This is a genomic window from Tepidamorphus sp. 3E244, assembly GCF_046159835.1.
GTDB lineage: Bacteria > Pseudomonadota > Alphaproteobacteria > Rhizobiales > Tepidamorphaceae > JACKJK01.
Window position 1 is genome coordinate 669,041 of sequence record NZ_JBJXCY010000002.1, and the last position, 15,267, is coordinate 684,307.

At 64.1% G+C, this 15,267-nt stretch carries 12 protein-coding genes; 3 read left to right on the forward strand and 9 right to left on the reverse strand.

Annotation, left to right across the window (positions count from 1 at the left end):
* Positions 1-31: 31 nt before the first annotated feature.
* From serA to ACKTEK_RS12060, 5 genes are all read right to left on the reverse strand, one after another.
* Positions 32-1,618 (reverse strand): phosphoglycerate dehydrogenase, encoded by a 1,587-nt coding sequence (serA, locus tag ACKTEK_RS12040; protein WP_409165541.1) that lies wholly within the window; start codon positions 1,616-1,618, stop codon positions 32-34.
* A 114-nt stretch (positions 1,619-1,732) separates the two neighbouring features.
* Entirely contained in the window at positions 1,733-2,911 is a 1,179-nt protein-coding gene (locus ACKTEK_RS12045) for a phosphoserine transaminase (protein WP_409165542.1), read from the reverse strand.
* Positions 2,912-3,036: 125 nt separating this feature from the next.
* Positions 3,037-3,378, reverse strand: a complete 342-nt coding sequence (locus ACKTEK_RS12050; RefSeq protein ID WP_409165543.1) for an antibiotic biosynthesis monooxygenase family protein — start codon at positions 3,376-3,378, stop codon at positions 3,037-3,039.
* A 61-nt stretch (positions 3,379-3,439) separates the two neighbouring features.
* Complete coding sequence (locus ACKTEK_RS12055; protein WP_409165544.1) at positions 3,440-3,964, reverse strand: hypothetical protein; 525 nt, start codon at positions 3,962-3,964, stop codon at positions 3,440-3,442.
* 24 nt (positions 3,965-3,988) lie between these two features.
* Positions 3,989-5,980 carry a TonB-dependent hemoglobin/transferrin/lactoferrin family receptor gene (locus tag ACKTEK_RS12060; RefSeq protein WP_409165545.1) on the reverse strand — a complete coding sequence of 664 codons (1,992 nt, stop codon included), beginning with the start codon at positions 5,978-5,980 and terminating at the stop codon, positions 3,989-3,991.
* Between the two features lie 301 nt (positions 5,981-6,281).
* Between ACKTEK_RS12060 and hemP the strand changes: the two genes are divergently transcribed.
* Entirely contained in the window at positions 6,282-6,464 is a 183-nt protein-coding gene (gene hemP / locus ACKTEK_RS12065; protein WP_409165546.1) for a hemin uptake protein HemP, read from the forward strand.
* Between the two features lie 113 nt (positions 6,465-6,577).
* On the opposite strand, the gene ACKTEK_RS12070 is transcribed toward hemP, so the two are convergent.
* Positions 6,578-7,417 (reverse strand): outer membrane protein, encoded by an 840-nt coding sequence (locus tag ACKTEK_RS12070; RefSeq protein ID WP_409165547.1) that lies wholly within the window; start codon positions 7,415-7,417, stop codon positions 6,578-6,580.
* Positions 7,418-7,709: 292 nt separating this feature from the next.
* Between ACKTEK_RS12070 and ACKTEK_RS12075 the strand changes: the two genes are divergently transcribed.
* Positions 7,710-8,873: an aminotransferase class V-fold PLP-dependent enzyme gene (locus tag ACKTEK_RS12075; RefSeq protein WP_409165548.1), complete on the forward strand. Its 1,164-nt coding sequence runs from the start codon at positions 7,710-7,712 to the stop codon at positions 8,871-8,873.
* A gap of 18 nt (positions 8,874-8,891) precedes the next feature.
* Here ACKTEK_RS12075 and glmM read toward each other — a convergent pair whose 3' ends face one another.
* Complete coding sequence (gene glmM / locus ACKTEK_RS12080) at positions 8,892-10,232, reverse strand: phosphoglucosamine mutase (RefSeq protein WP_409165549.1); 1,341 nt, start codon at positions 10,230-10,232, stop codon at positions 8,892-8,894.
* 270 nt (positions 10,233-10,502) lie between these two features.
* Between glmM and ACKTEK_RS12085 the strand changes: the two genes are divergently transcribed.
* Entirely contained in the window at positions 10,503-11,399 is an 897-nt protein-coding gene (locus ACKTEK_RS12085; RefSeq protein WP_409165550.1) for a hypothetical protein, read from the forward strand.
* 81 nt (positions 11,400-11,480) lie between these two features.
* On the opposite strand, the gene ACKTEK_RS12090 is transcribed toward ACKTEK_RS12085, so the two are convergent.
* Both ACKTEK_RS12090 and ftsH read right to left on the reverse strand, forming a co-directional pair.
* A complete protein-coding gene (locus ACKTEK_RS12090; RefSeq protein ID WP_409165551.1) occupies positions 11,481-13,010 on the reverse strand; it encodes a catalase in 1,530 nt (509 codons plus the stop codon).
* A 121-nt stretch (positions 13,011-13,131) separates the two neighbouring features.
* The gene (ftsH, locus tag ACKTEK_RS12095) at positions 13,132-15,063 is read right to left on the reverse strand and encodes an ATP-dependent zinc metalloprotease FtsH (RefSeq protein ID WP_409165552.1); all 1,932 of its coding nucleotides are present in this window, start codon (positions 15,061-15,063) and stop codon (positions 13,132-13,134) included.
* Between the last annotated feature and the right edge of the window lie 204 nt (positions 15,064-15,267).

Below are 15,267 nucleotides of genomic sequence, written 5' to 3' on the forward strand. Positions count from 1 at the left end.
GCGGCGGCAACGCGGCCACCGCCCCGGACCGTCAGAAGCGCAGCGGCTTCACCTGGTTCACCATCGGCAACTTCGCGATGCCCGCCAGCAAGTCCGGCGACACAGGCTGGTCGACTTCCAGCAGGCAGATCGCATCCGCGCCGGGTGCCGTGCGCCCGAGGTTGAACGTCGCGATGTTCGCGCCCGCATCACCGAACAGCGTGCCGATGGCCCCGATGAAGCCCGGCTTGTCGTCGTTCGTGACGTAGATCATGTTCGGCGCGAGTTCGGCTTCCATGTTGATACCCTTCACCTGGATCAGGCGCGGCTTGCCGTCCGAGAAGACCGTGCCGGCAACCGACCGCTCCTGCCGTTCGGTGACGACCGTCAGGCGGATGTAGTTTTCATACGCCCCCTGCTGCGCGCGGCGCACTTCCTCCACCTTGATCCCGCGATCCTTCGCAACGATGGGCGCAGAGACCATGTTCACGTCCGATAGCGCCGGGCGCATGACGCCGGCAAGGGCTGCCGCAGTCAGCGCCTTGACGTTCATCTCGGCAACGTCGCCCTCGAACTCCAGCCGGATCGCCTTGATGCCGGTCTCGGTCAACTGACCCGCGAAGGAGCCGAGCGATTCAGCAAGCTTCACATACGGGGTCAGGCGCGGGGCTTCCTCCGCCGAGATCGACGGCATGTTGAGCGCGTTGGTGACGGCGCCCGTCAGAAGGTAGTCGGCCATCTGCTCGGCGACCTGAAGCGCGACCTTCTCCTGCGCTTCGTGAGTGGCAGCCCCCAGGTGCGGCGTGCAGATGAGGTTCGGCGCGCCGAACAGCACGTTTTCCTTCGCCGGCTCTTCCGAGAACACGTCGATGGCAGCACCCGCAACGTGCCCGCTTTCAAGGGCTGCGCGAAGGGCTGCTTCGTCCAGCAACCCGCCGCGCGCGCAATTGATGATGCGCACGCCGGGTTTGGTCTTGTTGATGGCATCGGCGCTGAGGATGTTGCGCGTCTTGTCGGTCAGCGGCGTGTGCAGGGTGATGAAGTCGGCGCGCGACAGCAATTCGTCCAGCTCGACCTTTTCGATGCCGAGTTCCATTGCCCGCTCCGGCGACAGGAACGGGTCGAACCCGATCACCTTCATGCGCAACCCTTGCGCCCGGTCGATGACGATGGCGCCGATATTGCCGCAGCCGATCACGCCGAGGGTCTTGCCGGTGATCTCGACGCCGACGAACTTGTTCTTCTCCCACTTGCCGGCCTGGGTCGAGGCATCGGCTTCCGGTATCTGGCGCGCCAGCGCGAGCATGAGCGAGATCGCGTGTTCCGCTGTCGTCACCGAGTTTCCGAAGGGCGTATTCATCACGATGATGCCCTTGGAACTGGCGAACGGCACGTCGACATTGTCGACGCCGATGCCCGCGCGACCGATGACGCGCAGCTTGTCGACGTCGCGCAGCACGCTTTCCGTCAGCTTGGTCGCCGAGCGGATGGCGATGCCGTCATAGTCGTTGAGGACCGCGACGAGCGCATCCTTGTCCTTGCCGAGTTCCGGATTGAAGTCGACCTCGATGCCGCGATTGCGGAAGATATCGACGGCGGCATCCGACAGCTGGTCGGAAATGAGTACGCGGGGAGCCATGGGCCTTGTCTCCTGTGTGTGCCCGCAAGGGCCGGTCATGCGGCGCGGGCTGAACTTCGCTGAAAATGGGAAAATCGCGGGCAGCGCGTGCCGCCCGCTTGAGGTTTCAGGCCGTCAGGCCGCCGCCTTGAGTGCAGCCAGCTCGCAGGCATACGCCCAGTCGAGCCACGGCATCAGCGCTTCGAGGTCGGATGTCTCGACCGTCGCGCCGCTCCAGATGCGAAGCCCGGGGGGCGCATCGCGGTAGCTGCCGATATCGAGCGCGACATCTTCCGCTTCGAGCCGCGAGACCATCGCCTTGGCGAAGGCCGCCTGTGCCTTTGGGTCGAGCGCGGCAATGTCCGGGTCGACAATGCACAGGCACACGGAGGTGTTGGAGCGCGTTGCCTCGACCTTCGGCAGGAAGCCGATCCACTTCGTTCGCGCGACCCAGTCCTCGATGACGCCGAGATTGGCATTCGCACGGGCCACAAGAGCGTCCAGCCCGCCGAGGCTGTCAGCCCATTCCAGCGCGTCGATATAGTCCTCGACGCAGAGCATGGACGGGGTGTTGATCGTCTCGCCGGAGAAGATGCCCTCGATTAGCTTGCCACCCTTGGTCAGGCGGAAGATCTTCGGCAGTGCCCGATCCGGCTTGAAGCTTTCAAGCCGCTCGACCGCGCGCGGCGAGAGGATCAGCATGCCGTGCGCGGCTTCCCCGCCGAGCACCTTCTGCCAGGAGTAGGTCACGACATCGAGCTTGGCCCAGTCGAGATACTGGGCGAAGGCGGCGGACGTCGCGTCGCAGATCGTAAGACCCTCGCGGTCTCCCGCGATCCAGTCGCCATCCGGCACGCGAACGCCGGACGTGGTGCCGTTCCAGGTGAAGACCACGTCGCGGGTCTTCGTGTCGACGGTGGAAAGGTTCGGAAGCGTGCCATAGGAGGCTTCAATGGTGCGCACGTCGTCCAGCTTCAATTGCTTCTGGACGTCACTCACCCAGCCGGAGCCGAAGCTTTCCCACGCGAGCATGTCGACGCCACGCGCGCCGAGCATGGTCCACATCGCCATTTCGACCGCGCCGGTATCCGACGCCGGCACGATGCCGATGCGATAGTCGTCCGGCACCTGAAGCACCTTGCGCGTCAGGTCGATGGCATGCTGAAGGCGTGCCTTGCCGGGTTTGGATCGGTGGGAGCGTCCCAGAAGCGCGTCGGACAGAACGTCGGGCGTCCAGCCGGGTCGCTTGGTGCAGGGACCGGAAGAAAAACGCGGATTGTCCGGCCGCGCAGCCGGTTTCGTCTTATCTGTCATGCTACCCTCACAGATAGTCGCCTCTCGTTGGGGAGAGGTGGCCCACTGATGGAGATGACGGGTTTTGCACCGGCCGTCAAGCGCGACGTGAATCGCAGGCCAAACGGCCGGCGCGGAGTGCCGTGTTACTCGGCGGCTTCGCTGGTGCCGTCCGCCGCCACGGTCTGGATGACGGTGAAGCCCTCGAATTCCGGGTGGCCGAGATAGAGCGAGCCGCGCTCGCCCACGCCCTTGTGTGCATCACGGAAGGACTGCGACTTGGTCCACGCGGTGAAATTGGCCTCGCTTTCCCAGACCGTGTGCGAGGAATAGAGCACATGGTCGTCCCGGTCCGGCCCGCGCAGCAGGTGGAACTCGATAAAACCCGGCTCCTTGTGGAGATGAATCTCCCGGTTGAGCCAGACGGATTCAAACGCCTGTTCGTTGCCTTTGCCGACCTTGAAGCGGTTCATCGCGATGAAGTTCATGTCACATCTCCTGTTTGTCGCCAGCGCGGTCTTGTCTCCGGCACCTGGCTGAAATCGTCTCTCAGGCGTGGCGGTGCAGGCGCGCCAGCCGGCCCGGTCCGTCCGTGGGCAGCGACACGGTTTCAGCCGTTTCTCTCGCCAGCGTCTTGAGGACCCGGCCAAGCCTCTGAGCTGTCTGGACCACATCCTCGCATGCGCATCCCTCCGACACGACCATGGCCTGCGCCGTCATCACGGGCCGGTCGCCACGCCGCGCCGCGCTGATGAGGGACAGCAGCGCCAGTTCGTGCGCGGTGACGTGCAGGCGGCATTCGGCGCACCACGGGTTCATGAAGTCGAAGCACGACCCGCGCCACCCGCGAATTGCCGCCATCAGCGCGCGCACCGCCGCAAACAATTGCGCCCCGCCGCTGGCACCGTGGCGGGCCTCGGCCCGCTCCAGCGCCACTTCCCACGCCCCGTCCCGTTTGCCGCTATAGGCGACACAGATGAGGCGGACCAGTTCGAGCCCTTCCAGGTCGATATCCTCGTGGTCGTTGGCCGCAAAGAATGCTGGCGGCAACGGCTGGCTGGCGGCGTGGGTCATCGCGGTGCTCCTCGTCCTTTTCGCTTAGGCGCCGAACCGCACCTTGAGCCAGACCTTGCCGCCGATGCCGGCGCTGGAGTTCTGGTTCAGGTAAGGCCGGTACTGCTCGTCGAACACGTTGTCGATTGCCGCACCCATGGAGAAGTTCTCGTTGGCCTCGTAGGTGGCGAAGAGGTTCACCACGTTGTAGGCCTCGCTCGGGTCGATCAGCGAACCGGTCGTGGGGTCCGGGGGCGGCACGCGGTCCTGCGCGGCGGTCGCGATCCATGTCGCGCCGAGCGTCAAACGTTCTTCCAGGAAGCGCACACCGAAGGTCGTGGCGACCTTGTCGGCGGGCAGCGAGTAGAGGTAGTCGCCCGTGTCGCTGTTCTCGCCGCGCACCATGGACGCGGCGAGCGAAGCAAACCAGCGGCCCGTGTCGTAGGTCGCCTCGAACTCCGCACCGTTCAGCTCGGCATTGGCGACGTTCACATACTGGTAGTTGAAGACGATCGGGAAGCCGAAGGGCGGCACCGCCTGCGCCTCGATGAAGTCTTCCACGTTGTTGTGGAAGATCGCGGCCTTCACCCGCAGCGCATCGCCTTCGCGCCACAGGTTGTCGCGCTTGTAGTTGACGCCGATCTCGAAGGTCTTGCCCACTTCCGGCTGCAGGTCCGGGTTCGGGATGAACTGGAACGTCGCCGGGCTCATCGGCGAGAAGGGCGGATGCAGGCCGGAAACGAACGTCTCCGTCACCGCCGGTGCGCGATAGCCTTCCGCATAGGTCCCGTAGACCTGGAAGCCGGACAACGTGCCCTCTTCGAACGGGCTGAGCCCTAGCGTGATCTTCGGCGAGACACGGTTGCCGCTGTTTTCCACCGCCCCCGAAAGCGTCTCGCCCGACAGGTCGTAGGCATCGAAACGCAGCGCCGCGACGACATCCAGCCAGGTACCGCGCTCCAGTTCGTACTGCACGAAGCCGCCATAGATCTCGCGCTCGCCAGATGGCGTGAACAGCGATCCGGTGCCGTTGAGATCCTGTGTCGTCACCCGGTCATGGAAGGCATCGATGCCGAACGTCACCGCCTGGTCGAAGCCGTGGGAGAAGAACTCCGACGTGTTGTAGGCATCGAACCCGACGGTCTCGAGATTGAAGAACCGCTCGTCGCCGCTGCCGACCTCGGTCTGCATTGCGTCGGTGCGCGTCCAGTACGAGTTGACGGTCAGGTTTACGAAGGGGTTATCGACCGGATCCCACGTGAACCGGCCCGTTGCGGTGTCGTCGGCGACATCGTTCTGGCGCGGCGTCGCGGTGACGCCCGACACGTAGTCGGCACGGTTGCCGACGTAGCCAACCTTCAGCTCCATGTCCTCGTTGATGCGCCACTGCACCTTGCCAAACCCGGCCAGCACTTCGCGCTCGGAAGGGACCGTGGTGCCGTCCCCGTCGTGGTAATCGTCCTGGTCGCGGTAGGTGATGTTGGCGATGATGCCGAAGCGCTCGTCGGCACCGGCGGCGGCCGTGTTGCTGGTGACGAACCCGTCGGCGTTGAATGTCAGCTGCCCCTTGCTGGAGAACGCAAAGCGCTCGCCGGGGCGCAGGAACTCGAACGGGTCGATGGTCTCGAACGCCACCACGCCGCCGATGGCACCGGAGCCGAAGACGTTGGCGACTGGTCCGCGAATGACGGTCACGTCCTTGATGAGCTCCGGCTCCAGATAGAAGCTGCCGTCGGCATTGTGCCCGGAGCGCTGGAAGTTCTGGCGCGCGCCGTCGATCATCACGTTGACGCGGCCGAAATCCTGAAGCCCGCGGATGTTGATGGCGGACGCCGTGTCATCGCCGGTTTCCGACGTGGTGACGCCGGGCACCGACTGCAGGACGTCGGCCACCGTGTCCGGCTGGATGCGCTCCAGCACCTCTGCGTTGACGACGCTCGTCGACGACATCTGCTCGACGGGTGCCGCATCCTCGCGCGTTGCCGACACGGTCACCGTGTCCAGTACGATATCCTCGCGCGCAAGTGCCTCGCCCATGGTGCCCCCAAGCACCGCTGCTGCGGGCAATAGTCCAATCCAGTTCCTGTTCACCGCTACTCGCCTCCACATACGACGGTTACGCCGGATGGCTGGCTGATGCGGTCTCAACGCACTGGCTGGCTTTCCCCCAAAGACCCGTTTCGGGTCCCCCAATGCGACGGGCTATATCTTAACTTGATTTCACGAGTCAACTTTTTTAGACGGTAGACGAACCCGCAACTTTTCATGCGTGCGCACCGGCCTGCTGAGGCGGCAACCGGCTGGGGCAAGGCACGTCGATTGTCTGGAGTAACCTCTCGTGAGCGACACCAACGACCCATCTGACAGCCGTCGGAACATGGCATCGGCCACAGACTCCGCGGCACCCCTGCTGGACGGGGAAGCCCTGCTGCAGGGCCGAAAGGAAGTGCGCATCGCCTTCCAGGACCAGGTTTACCGCCTCAGCGTCACCGGCAATGGCAAGCTTATCCTCACCAAGTAGCCGCGAGAGCCTGAACGAAAAACGCCGCCGGCGATTGCCGGCGGCGTGATCAGGTCGGAACAAGGGTTTCGTCGCGCCCGAAGTCAGGCCGGGCGCAACGATGGTCGTTGGTACTAGTGCTTGAAGATGGCCGGCGGGGGCGGCAGGTCCGAGATCGGGGCCGGTGCATCGAAGTTCCAGCGAATGCCGAGCATGACATCGTGGGAGGTCAGGCTCTTGAAGTGCATCGGGTTGTCCACCGCGTTGGTGCCGTCGAAGGCAACCAGGTCGCCGGTGACGCCGTCACCCATGTCGACATAGCGGTAGGCAAGATCCAGCGTCAGGCGGTCCGTGACCTGGTAGCCCATGCCGGCATGAAGGGCCCAGGCGAGGTCCCACTTGGACTTCGTCGCGCCGTAGGCTTCACCACCGACCGGAGCGTTGGTGTCGGTGAAGTTGTGGATCGTGTTGCGCGAGGCACCGATACCAGCACCGACATAAGGCGTGATGCCGTGCCAGGTGCCGAGGTCGAAGTAGGCGTTGGCGAGCAGCAGCCATTCCGACTTGGCGCCGTCATAGTTGTTGGAGCCGTCGGGCGTGCCGTCGGCGGGAAGCGTGTCGTAGGAATCAAGGCCGTGGAACGTGGCGCGGCCACGAAATTCCGCCGTGCCGTCCACCCGGAACCAGTCGTTGACCACCCAACCGATACCGCCACCGAAGAGCGGAGAGGAGTCGAAGCCGGGTTCGTTCAACCAGGTCACTTCCGCGGTCGCGAACTGGGCGTTCTCGAGGCTGTCGACGCTCTGGTTGGTCATGCCGATGTAACCGCGGAGATAAAGCCCGCCGCCCACGTGGACGGTCGGCGGCTCTGGCAGCGGCGGCGGAGGAAGAAGGTCGGCCGCCCCGGCAGTCCCGGTCGCAGCCAGTCCCGCGATCAAGGCGATCGCATACTGTACTTTGCTGGCTTTCGTCATTGTCGTCACCCTTACTGGGACCCCGGGTTAAGTTCCCCTGGACCGGGATCATTATGAAACCGGTATTGACTATGACGGATGATAGTTAATCCAGACTTAACTACGTTACTTAACCAAGAAAAATTGATCTACTGGCTAATTCTCGGGTAATTCTGCTTCGTTAACGCTTCATTATGGTTGATTAATGATGGTAAACGAAGAATGAATATTTACTGACATGAACAAAGTCTAAATTTGCGGGATCGGCGCGATTGGGGTACGCGGTTCTGTCTCTCCTGCTGACGGATCACACATGCCCGATCTCATCGCCTCCCAGCGCAACATCTTCGACATTCCGCGCGACGTCGCCTACCTCAACTGCGCCTATGTCGGCCCGCTGTCCCACACCGTCATTGCGGCGGGCGCCAGCGGCATCGCCTCCAAGGTGCAGCCGTGGACGCTCACGCCGAACGACTTCTTCGAGCCGGTCGATGCGGTCCGTGCTCTGGCCGCCTCCCTGTTCGGGGGCAGCGCCGGCGACTATGCCATCGTGCCGTCCGCCTCTTACGGGGTCGCCGCCGCAGCGGCGAACCTGCCCGTCGAGGCTGGTCAGGACATCGTGCTGTTGGGCGAGCAGTTCCCCTCCAACGTCTATTCGTGGAAGCGCCTTGCGGATGAAGCCGGCGCGAGCCTGCGCTTCGTCACCCGCAACGAGGCGCGACAGGCCGACGGCACGCTCGATTGGGCGGCTGCCGTGATCGCTGCCATCAGCGATCGCACGGCTGTCGTCGCCCTGCCCCATTGCCACTGGACGGATGGCACGCTGGTGGACCTCGCCCGTGTCGGCCCGAAGTGCCGAGACGTCGACGCGGCCCTGGTGCTGGACCTGACGCAGTCTGCCGGCGCGCGCCCAATCGACCTTGCCGAGATTGGCGCGGACTTCGCCGTCATCGCCGCCTACAAGTGGCTGCTTGGTCCCTACGCGACGGGCCTCTTCTACGCAGCACCCCACCGGCAGGACGGGCGACCACTGGAAGAAAACTGGATCACGCGCGACGGTGCGGAGAATTTCGCAGGCCTCGTCGACTATGCCGGGGGCTACCAGCCCGGTGCCGTGCGCTACGACATGGGCGAGCGTGCAAACTTCCATCTGCTGCCAATGCTGCACGCGGCACTCGAACAGATCGAGCGCTGGGGCATCGCCAATATCGAGCACACGCTGGGAGAGAAGACGCAGGCGCTGGCATCGCGCGCATCCGAACTCGGCTTCACCGTCATGCCGCAGAGCGCGCGCGCCAGCCACTTCGCCGGGCTGAACCGCGACGGCGGCTTGCCGGAGAACCTCGTGGCGCGCCTCGCGCAGCACAACGTGCACGTCAGCGTGCGCGGCAGCACGGTGCGCGTGACACCGCATCTCTACAATGATGAAGACGACTTCGACCGCTTCGCCGAGGCCATGAAAGCCTGCCTCGGCTGATCTAGACGGCGTGGAAGCCTAGTTGCTGCGGCCGATCAGGTCGGCAAGCTCGCCGACGGTGGATTCCACCAGGTCGCTGTCCTCGCCTTCCGCCATCACGCGGATGACCGGCTCGGTGCCCGACGCGCGGACCACCAGACGCCCGACCCCGTCGAGGCGTTCTTCCGCACCCTTGATCGCCGCGCTGACCGTCTCGGCCTTCAGCGGGGACTGACCGGTGTAGCGCACGTTGCGCATCACCTGCGGCAGCGGTTCGAAGCGGTGGCAGACCTCGCTCACCGGCTTGCCGGATTCCTTCACCACCGCCAGCACCTGAAGCGCCGCGACAAGCCCGTCGCCCGTGGTGGTGAAATCGGACAGCACCATGTGGCCGGACTGTTCGCCGCCCACGTTGTAGCCGTTCTCGCGCATGTGCTCGACGACGTAGCGGTCGCCCACCGGCGTGCGCGCCATGTTGAGGCCGATGGAGCCGAGATAGCGCTCCAGCCCGAGGTTCGACATGATGGTCGCGACGATGCCGCCACCCGTCAGCCGGTCCTGTTCCTTCCAGTACTGGGCGATCACCGCCATCAGCTGGTCGCCGTCGACGACCTTGCCCTGCTCGTCGACGAGGATGACGCGGTCCGCGTCGCCATCGAGTGCGATGCCGATATCGGCGCGCACCTCATGCACCTTTGCAGCCAGCGCGTCGGTGGAAGTCGATCCGCATTCCTTGTTGATGTTGAAGCCGTTCGGCTCGACACCGAGCGAAAAGACATCCGCACCCAGTTCCCACAGGGCTTCCGGCGCGACCTTGTAGGCGGCGCCGTTGGCGCAGTCGACGACGACGCGCAGGCCCTCGAACTCCATGTGCCGCGGCAGCGTGCGCTTGGCGTACTCGATATAGCGTGCGTGGGTGGAATCGATGCGCTTGGCGCGGCCCAGCGCCTGCGGCTTGGCGAGATATTCGTTCAGGTCGGAATCAACGAGGTTCTCGATCTGCTTTTCGGTCTCGTCGGACAGCTTGTAGCCATCCGGGCCGAACAGCTTGATGCCGTTGTCCTGGTAGGGGTTGTGGGAGGCGGAGATCATCACGCCGAGGTCGGCGCGCATCGAGCGCGTCAGCATGGCAACCGCCGGCGTCGGCATCGGACCAAGCAGGAACACGTCCATGCCCACCGACGTGAAGCCCGCGACCATGGCGTTCTCGATCATGTAGCCGGACAGGCGCGTGTCCTTGCCGATCACGACGCGGTGGCGATGCACGCCCCGGCGAAACACCGTACCGGCGGCCATCCCGACCTTCATGGCGATATCCGCCGTCATGGGATAGCGGTTCGCCTGCCCCCGCACGCCATCGGTGCCGAAATAGTTGCGCATCGTTTCCTCCGAACCAGCATGGTCTGCCGCCCGCAGCTTCTAGCGTCTAATCGCTGGGCTGCGTGGTCAATTCGCGTGGCACGAGCGGTAACATAACGGTCTTTCCGTTTGGTGTCGCGGCAAGTCGTGCGCGCGCCTCAACCAGCCTCAGGGTTAACGATTGCTGGCCACCGTGGCGCGATTGCCGCAGCCTTGCCCATATTTGCGGTTGAATAGCGAAGCCGAATTCCCTTCACTGCGCCTTCGTCGAAGGCTCTCAAGGCGTTTTTCATGCGTATGCTTCCCGCCATCGTCTGCGTGTTGCTGGCAAGTCTTGCCGGCGGATGCGCAACGACGCCCAAGGCCGAGGTCTACGACGTGACGCCGACCGACGTGCTGCGCAACATCAAGTGCGAGCTGCGCGAGGCCTATCGCAACAACGAGCAGCTTGCCGGAGACTGGCTCTCCGCGCTGCAGCTTTCCATGAAGGTTTCGAACTCCGCAGGCGCCGGCGGCGGCGTCAGCTTCATCGTGCCGACGAACCCCGGCACGCTTTCCATTGGCATGTCATCGCGGCTGTCGGGCTACGGCGCAAAGACCGAGCGCATCTACTTCACCGAGTCCCTGTCGAAGCTCAATGCGGACGTCTACGACACGATCTGCAACGACGCGCTCTACTATCAGGGCAAGCGCATCATGCTGGTGGGCAAGATCGGCTTCGACGAACTCTTCGCGCGGGTGCGCGACACCATCGAGCTGACCAACACCAACGTCACCCAGCTCGACTACAATCTCTATTTCGAGATTTCGATGAGCGGCAGCGCCTCGGCCCGCATCAGCTCGCTGCCCATCGGCAGCGACGGCTTCTTCGGTGCCGATGTCGGGGCCGACGGCGAAAAGGGCAACAACCACTCCTTGCAGGTGACGTTCTATCCGCCGCAGCCGAGCTACTGCCCGGTGCCGACGATCAACGGTTCCTGCCCGACGCTCGTCTACCAGGTGAACCAGCAGACCATTCAGGTTGGCCGTCGCGGCCGCTCGGCAGCATCCACGCCCGCGCCAGCACCGCGCCCGGTGCCCTCGCGCGGCACGGCGGTGCCGTCTCGCGATGAACTCAACCGTGCGCTCGACCGCAATACGACGAACACCATCGTCGACAACCTGCGCAACAACGACGTGCTGAACTAGCGCGCCCATCGAACCGCCCAACAACAAAAAGGCCGGCTCGAAAGCCGGCCTTCGTGTTCGTGCGTGCAGGTCGGGAAGCGATTACTCAGCCGCTTCCTGCTGGCCGATGCTCTTGGCAGACGCCATGCCGGGTGCGTCGGACTTGCCACCCAGCTTGTCGCGCACGCCCTTCTCGATCTTGTCGCCGGTATCCTTGTCGATGTTGCGCCAGTATTCGAAAGCGCGCTCCAGCACCTTTTCGCTGACGCCGTCGCACAAGTGGCCAACGACGTTGTTGACGAGGCGTTCGCGCATCCCGTCATCCATCACCTCGCGAACGAGAATGCCCGCCTGGCTCCAGTCGTCATCGTCCTCGCGCAGCGCGTAGGCCGTGCGGACCATGTCACCATCGGCGTGCCAAAGGCCGGCCTCCTCGGGAAGCGGCTGCGCCGAGGGTCCGCCATACGAGTTCGGCGCGTAGACCGGGTCTGCCACGTTCTCCACCCGCATCGCACCGTCCTTGGAATAGGAATGGACAGGGGCCTGCGGCTTGTTGACCGGTATCTGCTTGTAGTTGACGCCGAGCCGCGCACGGTGCGCATCCGCATAGGAGAAGCCGCGCGCCAGCAGCATCTTGTCCGGCGACAGGCCGATGCCCGGCACCATGTTGTTGGGCTCGAATGCCGCCTGCTCGATTTCCGTGTGGAAGTCAGTCGGGTTGCGGTCAAGCACCATCTTGCCGACTTCCATCAGCGGGTAGTCGTCATGCGGCCAGACCTTGGTCAGGTCGAACGGGTTCAGGTGGTAGGTCTTGGCATCCTCGTAGGGCATGACCTGCCACTTGAGCGTCCAGCTCGGATGGTTGCCGTCGCGGATCGCATTGAACAGATCGCGGCGATGATAATCGCCGTCGGTCCCGGCCAGCTTGTCGGCCTCGTCCTGGCTGAGATAGGCGTTGCCGTCGCCCTGGTCGGTGTGGAAGTGGAACTTCACCCAGAACTTCTCGCCTTTCGCGTTCACCAGCGAATAGGTGTGGCTCGAATAGCCGTTCATCTCGCGCCACGACTTCGGAATGCCGCGGTCGCCCATCAGGTACGTCACCTGGTGCGCGCTCTCCGGCGACAGGGTCCAGAAATCCCACTGCATGTCGTGGTCGCGCATGTCGTTGTCGGCACGACGCTTCTGACTGCGGATGAACTGCTGGAACTTGATCGGATCGCGGATGAAGAAGATCGGCGTGTTGTTGCCGACCATGTCGAAGTTGCCTTCCTCGGTGTACATCTTCACCGAGAAGCCGCGCGGGTCGCGCCACGTGTCGGGGCTGCCGCGCTCACCGGCAACCGTCGAGAAGCGGATCAGCACGTCGGTCTTCGCACCGGGCTGGAACACGGCTGCCTTGGTGTACTTGGAAACGTCCTGCGTCACCTTGAAATGGCCGAACGCGCCGCCGCCCTTGGCGTGGGGCTGGCGCTCGGGGATGCGCTCGCGGTTGAAGTTGGCCATCTGCTCGAGCAGGTAGTGATCGTTGAGGACGATCGGGCCATCGCTGCCGACGGTCAGCGAATGCTCTTCGCTCTGGACGCGGATGCCCGCGTCCGTCGTTGTCGGCGGGCCGGATTTCTTGCTGCTCATGGTTCCACATGCCTTGGTTTTCGGGGGACAATATGTGGAACCAACAGAAAGGCCCCGCAGGAGGTTCCGGCGGGGCCTTGCTTTATTTCACGTGCCTTGCGGCGAGAGCTTTGCGGCGGCGTCAGACGCCCGGCTGGGGCTCCATGCCGCCCGCATCCGGCTCGCCACCCTTCTTGGGCTTCGGCTTGCCGGTCTTGGGAATCGAGGAGCCGCGCGAGGTCGGCTTGTCGAGGTCGGCGTCGCGGATGGGCGGCTTGCCGTCCAGCAGGTCGCGGATCTCCTGGCCCGAAAGCGTCTCGTATTCGAGCAGGCCCTGCGCCAGTGCTTCGAGGTCGTTGCGGCGCTCGGTGAGGATGCGGCGTGCCTCGGCATAGCCTTCCTCGATGAAGCGGCGCACTTCCGCGTCGATCTTCTGGGCGGTCTCTTCCGAGACGTTCTGCTGGCGCGAAACCGAATGGCCGAGGAACACCTCTTCCTGGTTCTCGCCGTAGGCAACCGTGCCGAGTTGGTCGGACAGGCCCCAGCGCGTCACCATCATGCGGGCAAGCTTGGTCGCCTGCTCGATGTCGGAGGCGGCACCGGATGTGACCTTGTCCCAGCCGAAGATTTCCTCTTCCGCCACGCGGCCACCCATCATGATGGCAAGGCGCGAGGTCATCTGCTCGTAGGACATCGACAGCTTGTCGCGTTCGGGAAGCTGCATGACCATGCCGAGTGCACGGCCACGCGGAATGATTGTCGCCTTGTGCACCGGATCGGTCGCGGGAACGTTGAACGCGACGATGGCGTGGCCGGCTTCATGGTAGGCGGTCAGGCGCTTCTCGTCCTCGGTCATGACCATGGCGCGGCGTTCCGCACCCATCATCACCTTGTCCTTGGCGTCCTCGAATTCGGCCATCGTCACCAGCCGCTTGTTGCGGCGCGCGGCCAGAAGCGCGGATTCATTGACGAGGTTGGCGAGGTCCGCACCCGAGAAGCCAGGCGTGCCGCGCGCGATAACCTTGAGGTCGACATCCGGTGCCAGCGGCACCTTTCGCACGTGGACGTTGAGGATCTTCTCGCGGCCCAAGACGTCCGGGTTCGGCACGACGACCTGCCGGTCGAAACGGCCGGGACGCAGCAGCGCCGGGTCGAGAACGTCGGGACGGTTCGTCGCGGCGATCAGGATGATGCCTTCGTTGGTCTCGAAGCCGTCCATCTCGACGAGAAGCTGGTTCAGTGTCTGCTCGCGCTCGTCATTGCCGCCGCCAAGGCCCGCGCCACGGTGACGACCGACGGCGTCGATTTCGTCGATGAAGATGATGCACGGGGCGTTCTTCTTCGCCTGTTCGAACATGTCGCGGACACGGCTCGCGCCGACGCCGACGAACATCTCGACGAAGTCGGAACCCGAGATCGTGAAAAACGGCACGTTCGCTTCACCCGCGACCGAGCGGGCAAGCAGCGTCTTGCCGGTGCCGGGAGGACCGACAAGCAGCACGCCGCGCGGAATCTTGCCGCCAAGGCGCTGGAACTTCTGCGGGTCGCGCAGGAACTCGACGATCTCTTCCAGGTCGATCTTGGCTTCCTCGACGCCGGCCACGTCTTCAAACGTTACCCGGCCATGGGCCTCGGTCAGCAGCTTGGCCTTGGACTTGCCGAAGCCCATCGCCTTGCCGCCCGCTCCTTGCATCTGGCGCATGAAGAAGATCCACACGCCGATGAGCAGCAGCATCGGGAACCATGAAACGAGTATGCCAAGCAGCGAAGGCGCTCGGTCGGCAGGCGGCTGCGCGGTGATCGCGACGCCGCGCTCGTTCAGGCGCTCGACGAGGTTTGCATCCTCGGGAATGTAGGACTGGAAGGTCCGACCATCGTTGTACTGGCCAGTGACCTCGTTCCCGGAAATCGTGACGGATCGCACCTGTCCGTTGTCGACGTCATTGAGAAGCTGGGAATAGCTGATCTCGTTTCCGCCCGAGCGCGGAGCCGGACTCTGGAACAGGTTGAAGAGAGCGATAAGCAGGAGGCCGATGACCACCCACAACGCCAGGTTCCGGAAATTGGAATTCATCAATTGCCTCTCTAGGTCCGCCGCTGAACGGCTGGATGTGCGCCCGCTGGGGCCATCATCGTGGCAAAAGGGCCGAAAGTTGGGCCGTTGCGGCGCCTGGACGTCCCTGCTTCGTCTCGTGATGGACCCCGCCGCCAGCCTGCAGGATCAGCAGCCCGCGCGGTGGAACATGTCATTGAGCGTTAACATAGGAACCCCGCTGCG

Bases quoted from the DNA above. Each gene is read 5' to 3' on its own strand.
- serA (WP_409165541.1), bottom strand. From the start codon at position 1,618: ATGGCTCCCCGCGTACTCATTTCCGACCAGCTGTCGGATGCCGCCGTC.
- ACKTEK_RS12045 (WP_409165542.1), bottom strand. From the start codon at position 2,911: ATGACAGATAAGACGAAACCGGCTGCGCGGCCGGACAATCCGCGTTTT.
- ACKTEK_RS12050 (WP_409165543.1), bottom strand. From the start codon at position 3,378: ATGAACTTCATCGCGATGAACCGCTTCAAGGTCGGCAAAGGCAACGAA.
- ACKTEK_RS12055 (WP_409165544.1), bottom strand. From the start codon at position 3,964: ATGACCCACGCCGCCAGCCAGCCGTTGCCGCCAGCATTCTTTGCGGCC.
- ACKTEK_RS12060 (WP_409165545.1), bottom strand. From the start codon at position 5,980: ATGGGCGAGGCACTTGCGCGCGAGGATATCGTACTGGACACGGTGACC.
- ACKTEK_RS12070 (WP_409165547.1), bottom strand. From the start codon at position 7,417: ATGACGAAAGCCAGCAAAGTACAGTATGCGATCGCCTTGATCGCGGGA.
- ACKTEK_RS12075 (WP_409165548.1), top strand. From the start codon at position 7,710: ATGCCCGATCTCATCGCCTCCCAGCGCAACATCTTCGACATTCCGCGC.
- glmM (WP_409165549.1), bottom strand. From the start codon at position 10,232: ATGCGCAACTATTTCGGCACCGATGGCGTGCGGGGGCAGGCGAACCGC.
- ACKTEK_RS12085 (WP_409165550.1), top strand. From the start codon at position 10,503: ATGCGTATGCTTCCCGCCATCGTCTGCGTGTTGCTGGCAAGTCTTGCC.
- ACKTEK_RS12090 (WP_409165551.1), bottom strand. From the start codon at position 13,010: ATGAGCAGCAAGAAATCCGGCCCGCCGACAACGACGGACGCGGGCATC.
- ftsH (WP_409165552.1), bottom strand. From the start codon at position 15,063: ATGAATTCCAATTTCCGGAACCTGGCGTTGTGGGTGGTCATCGGCCTC.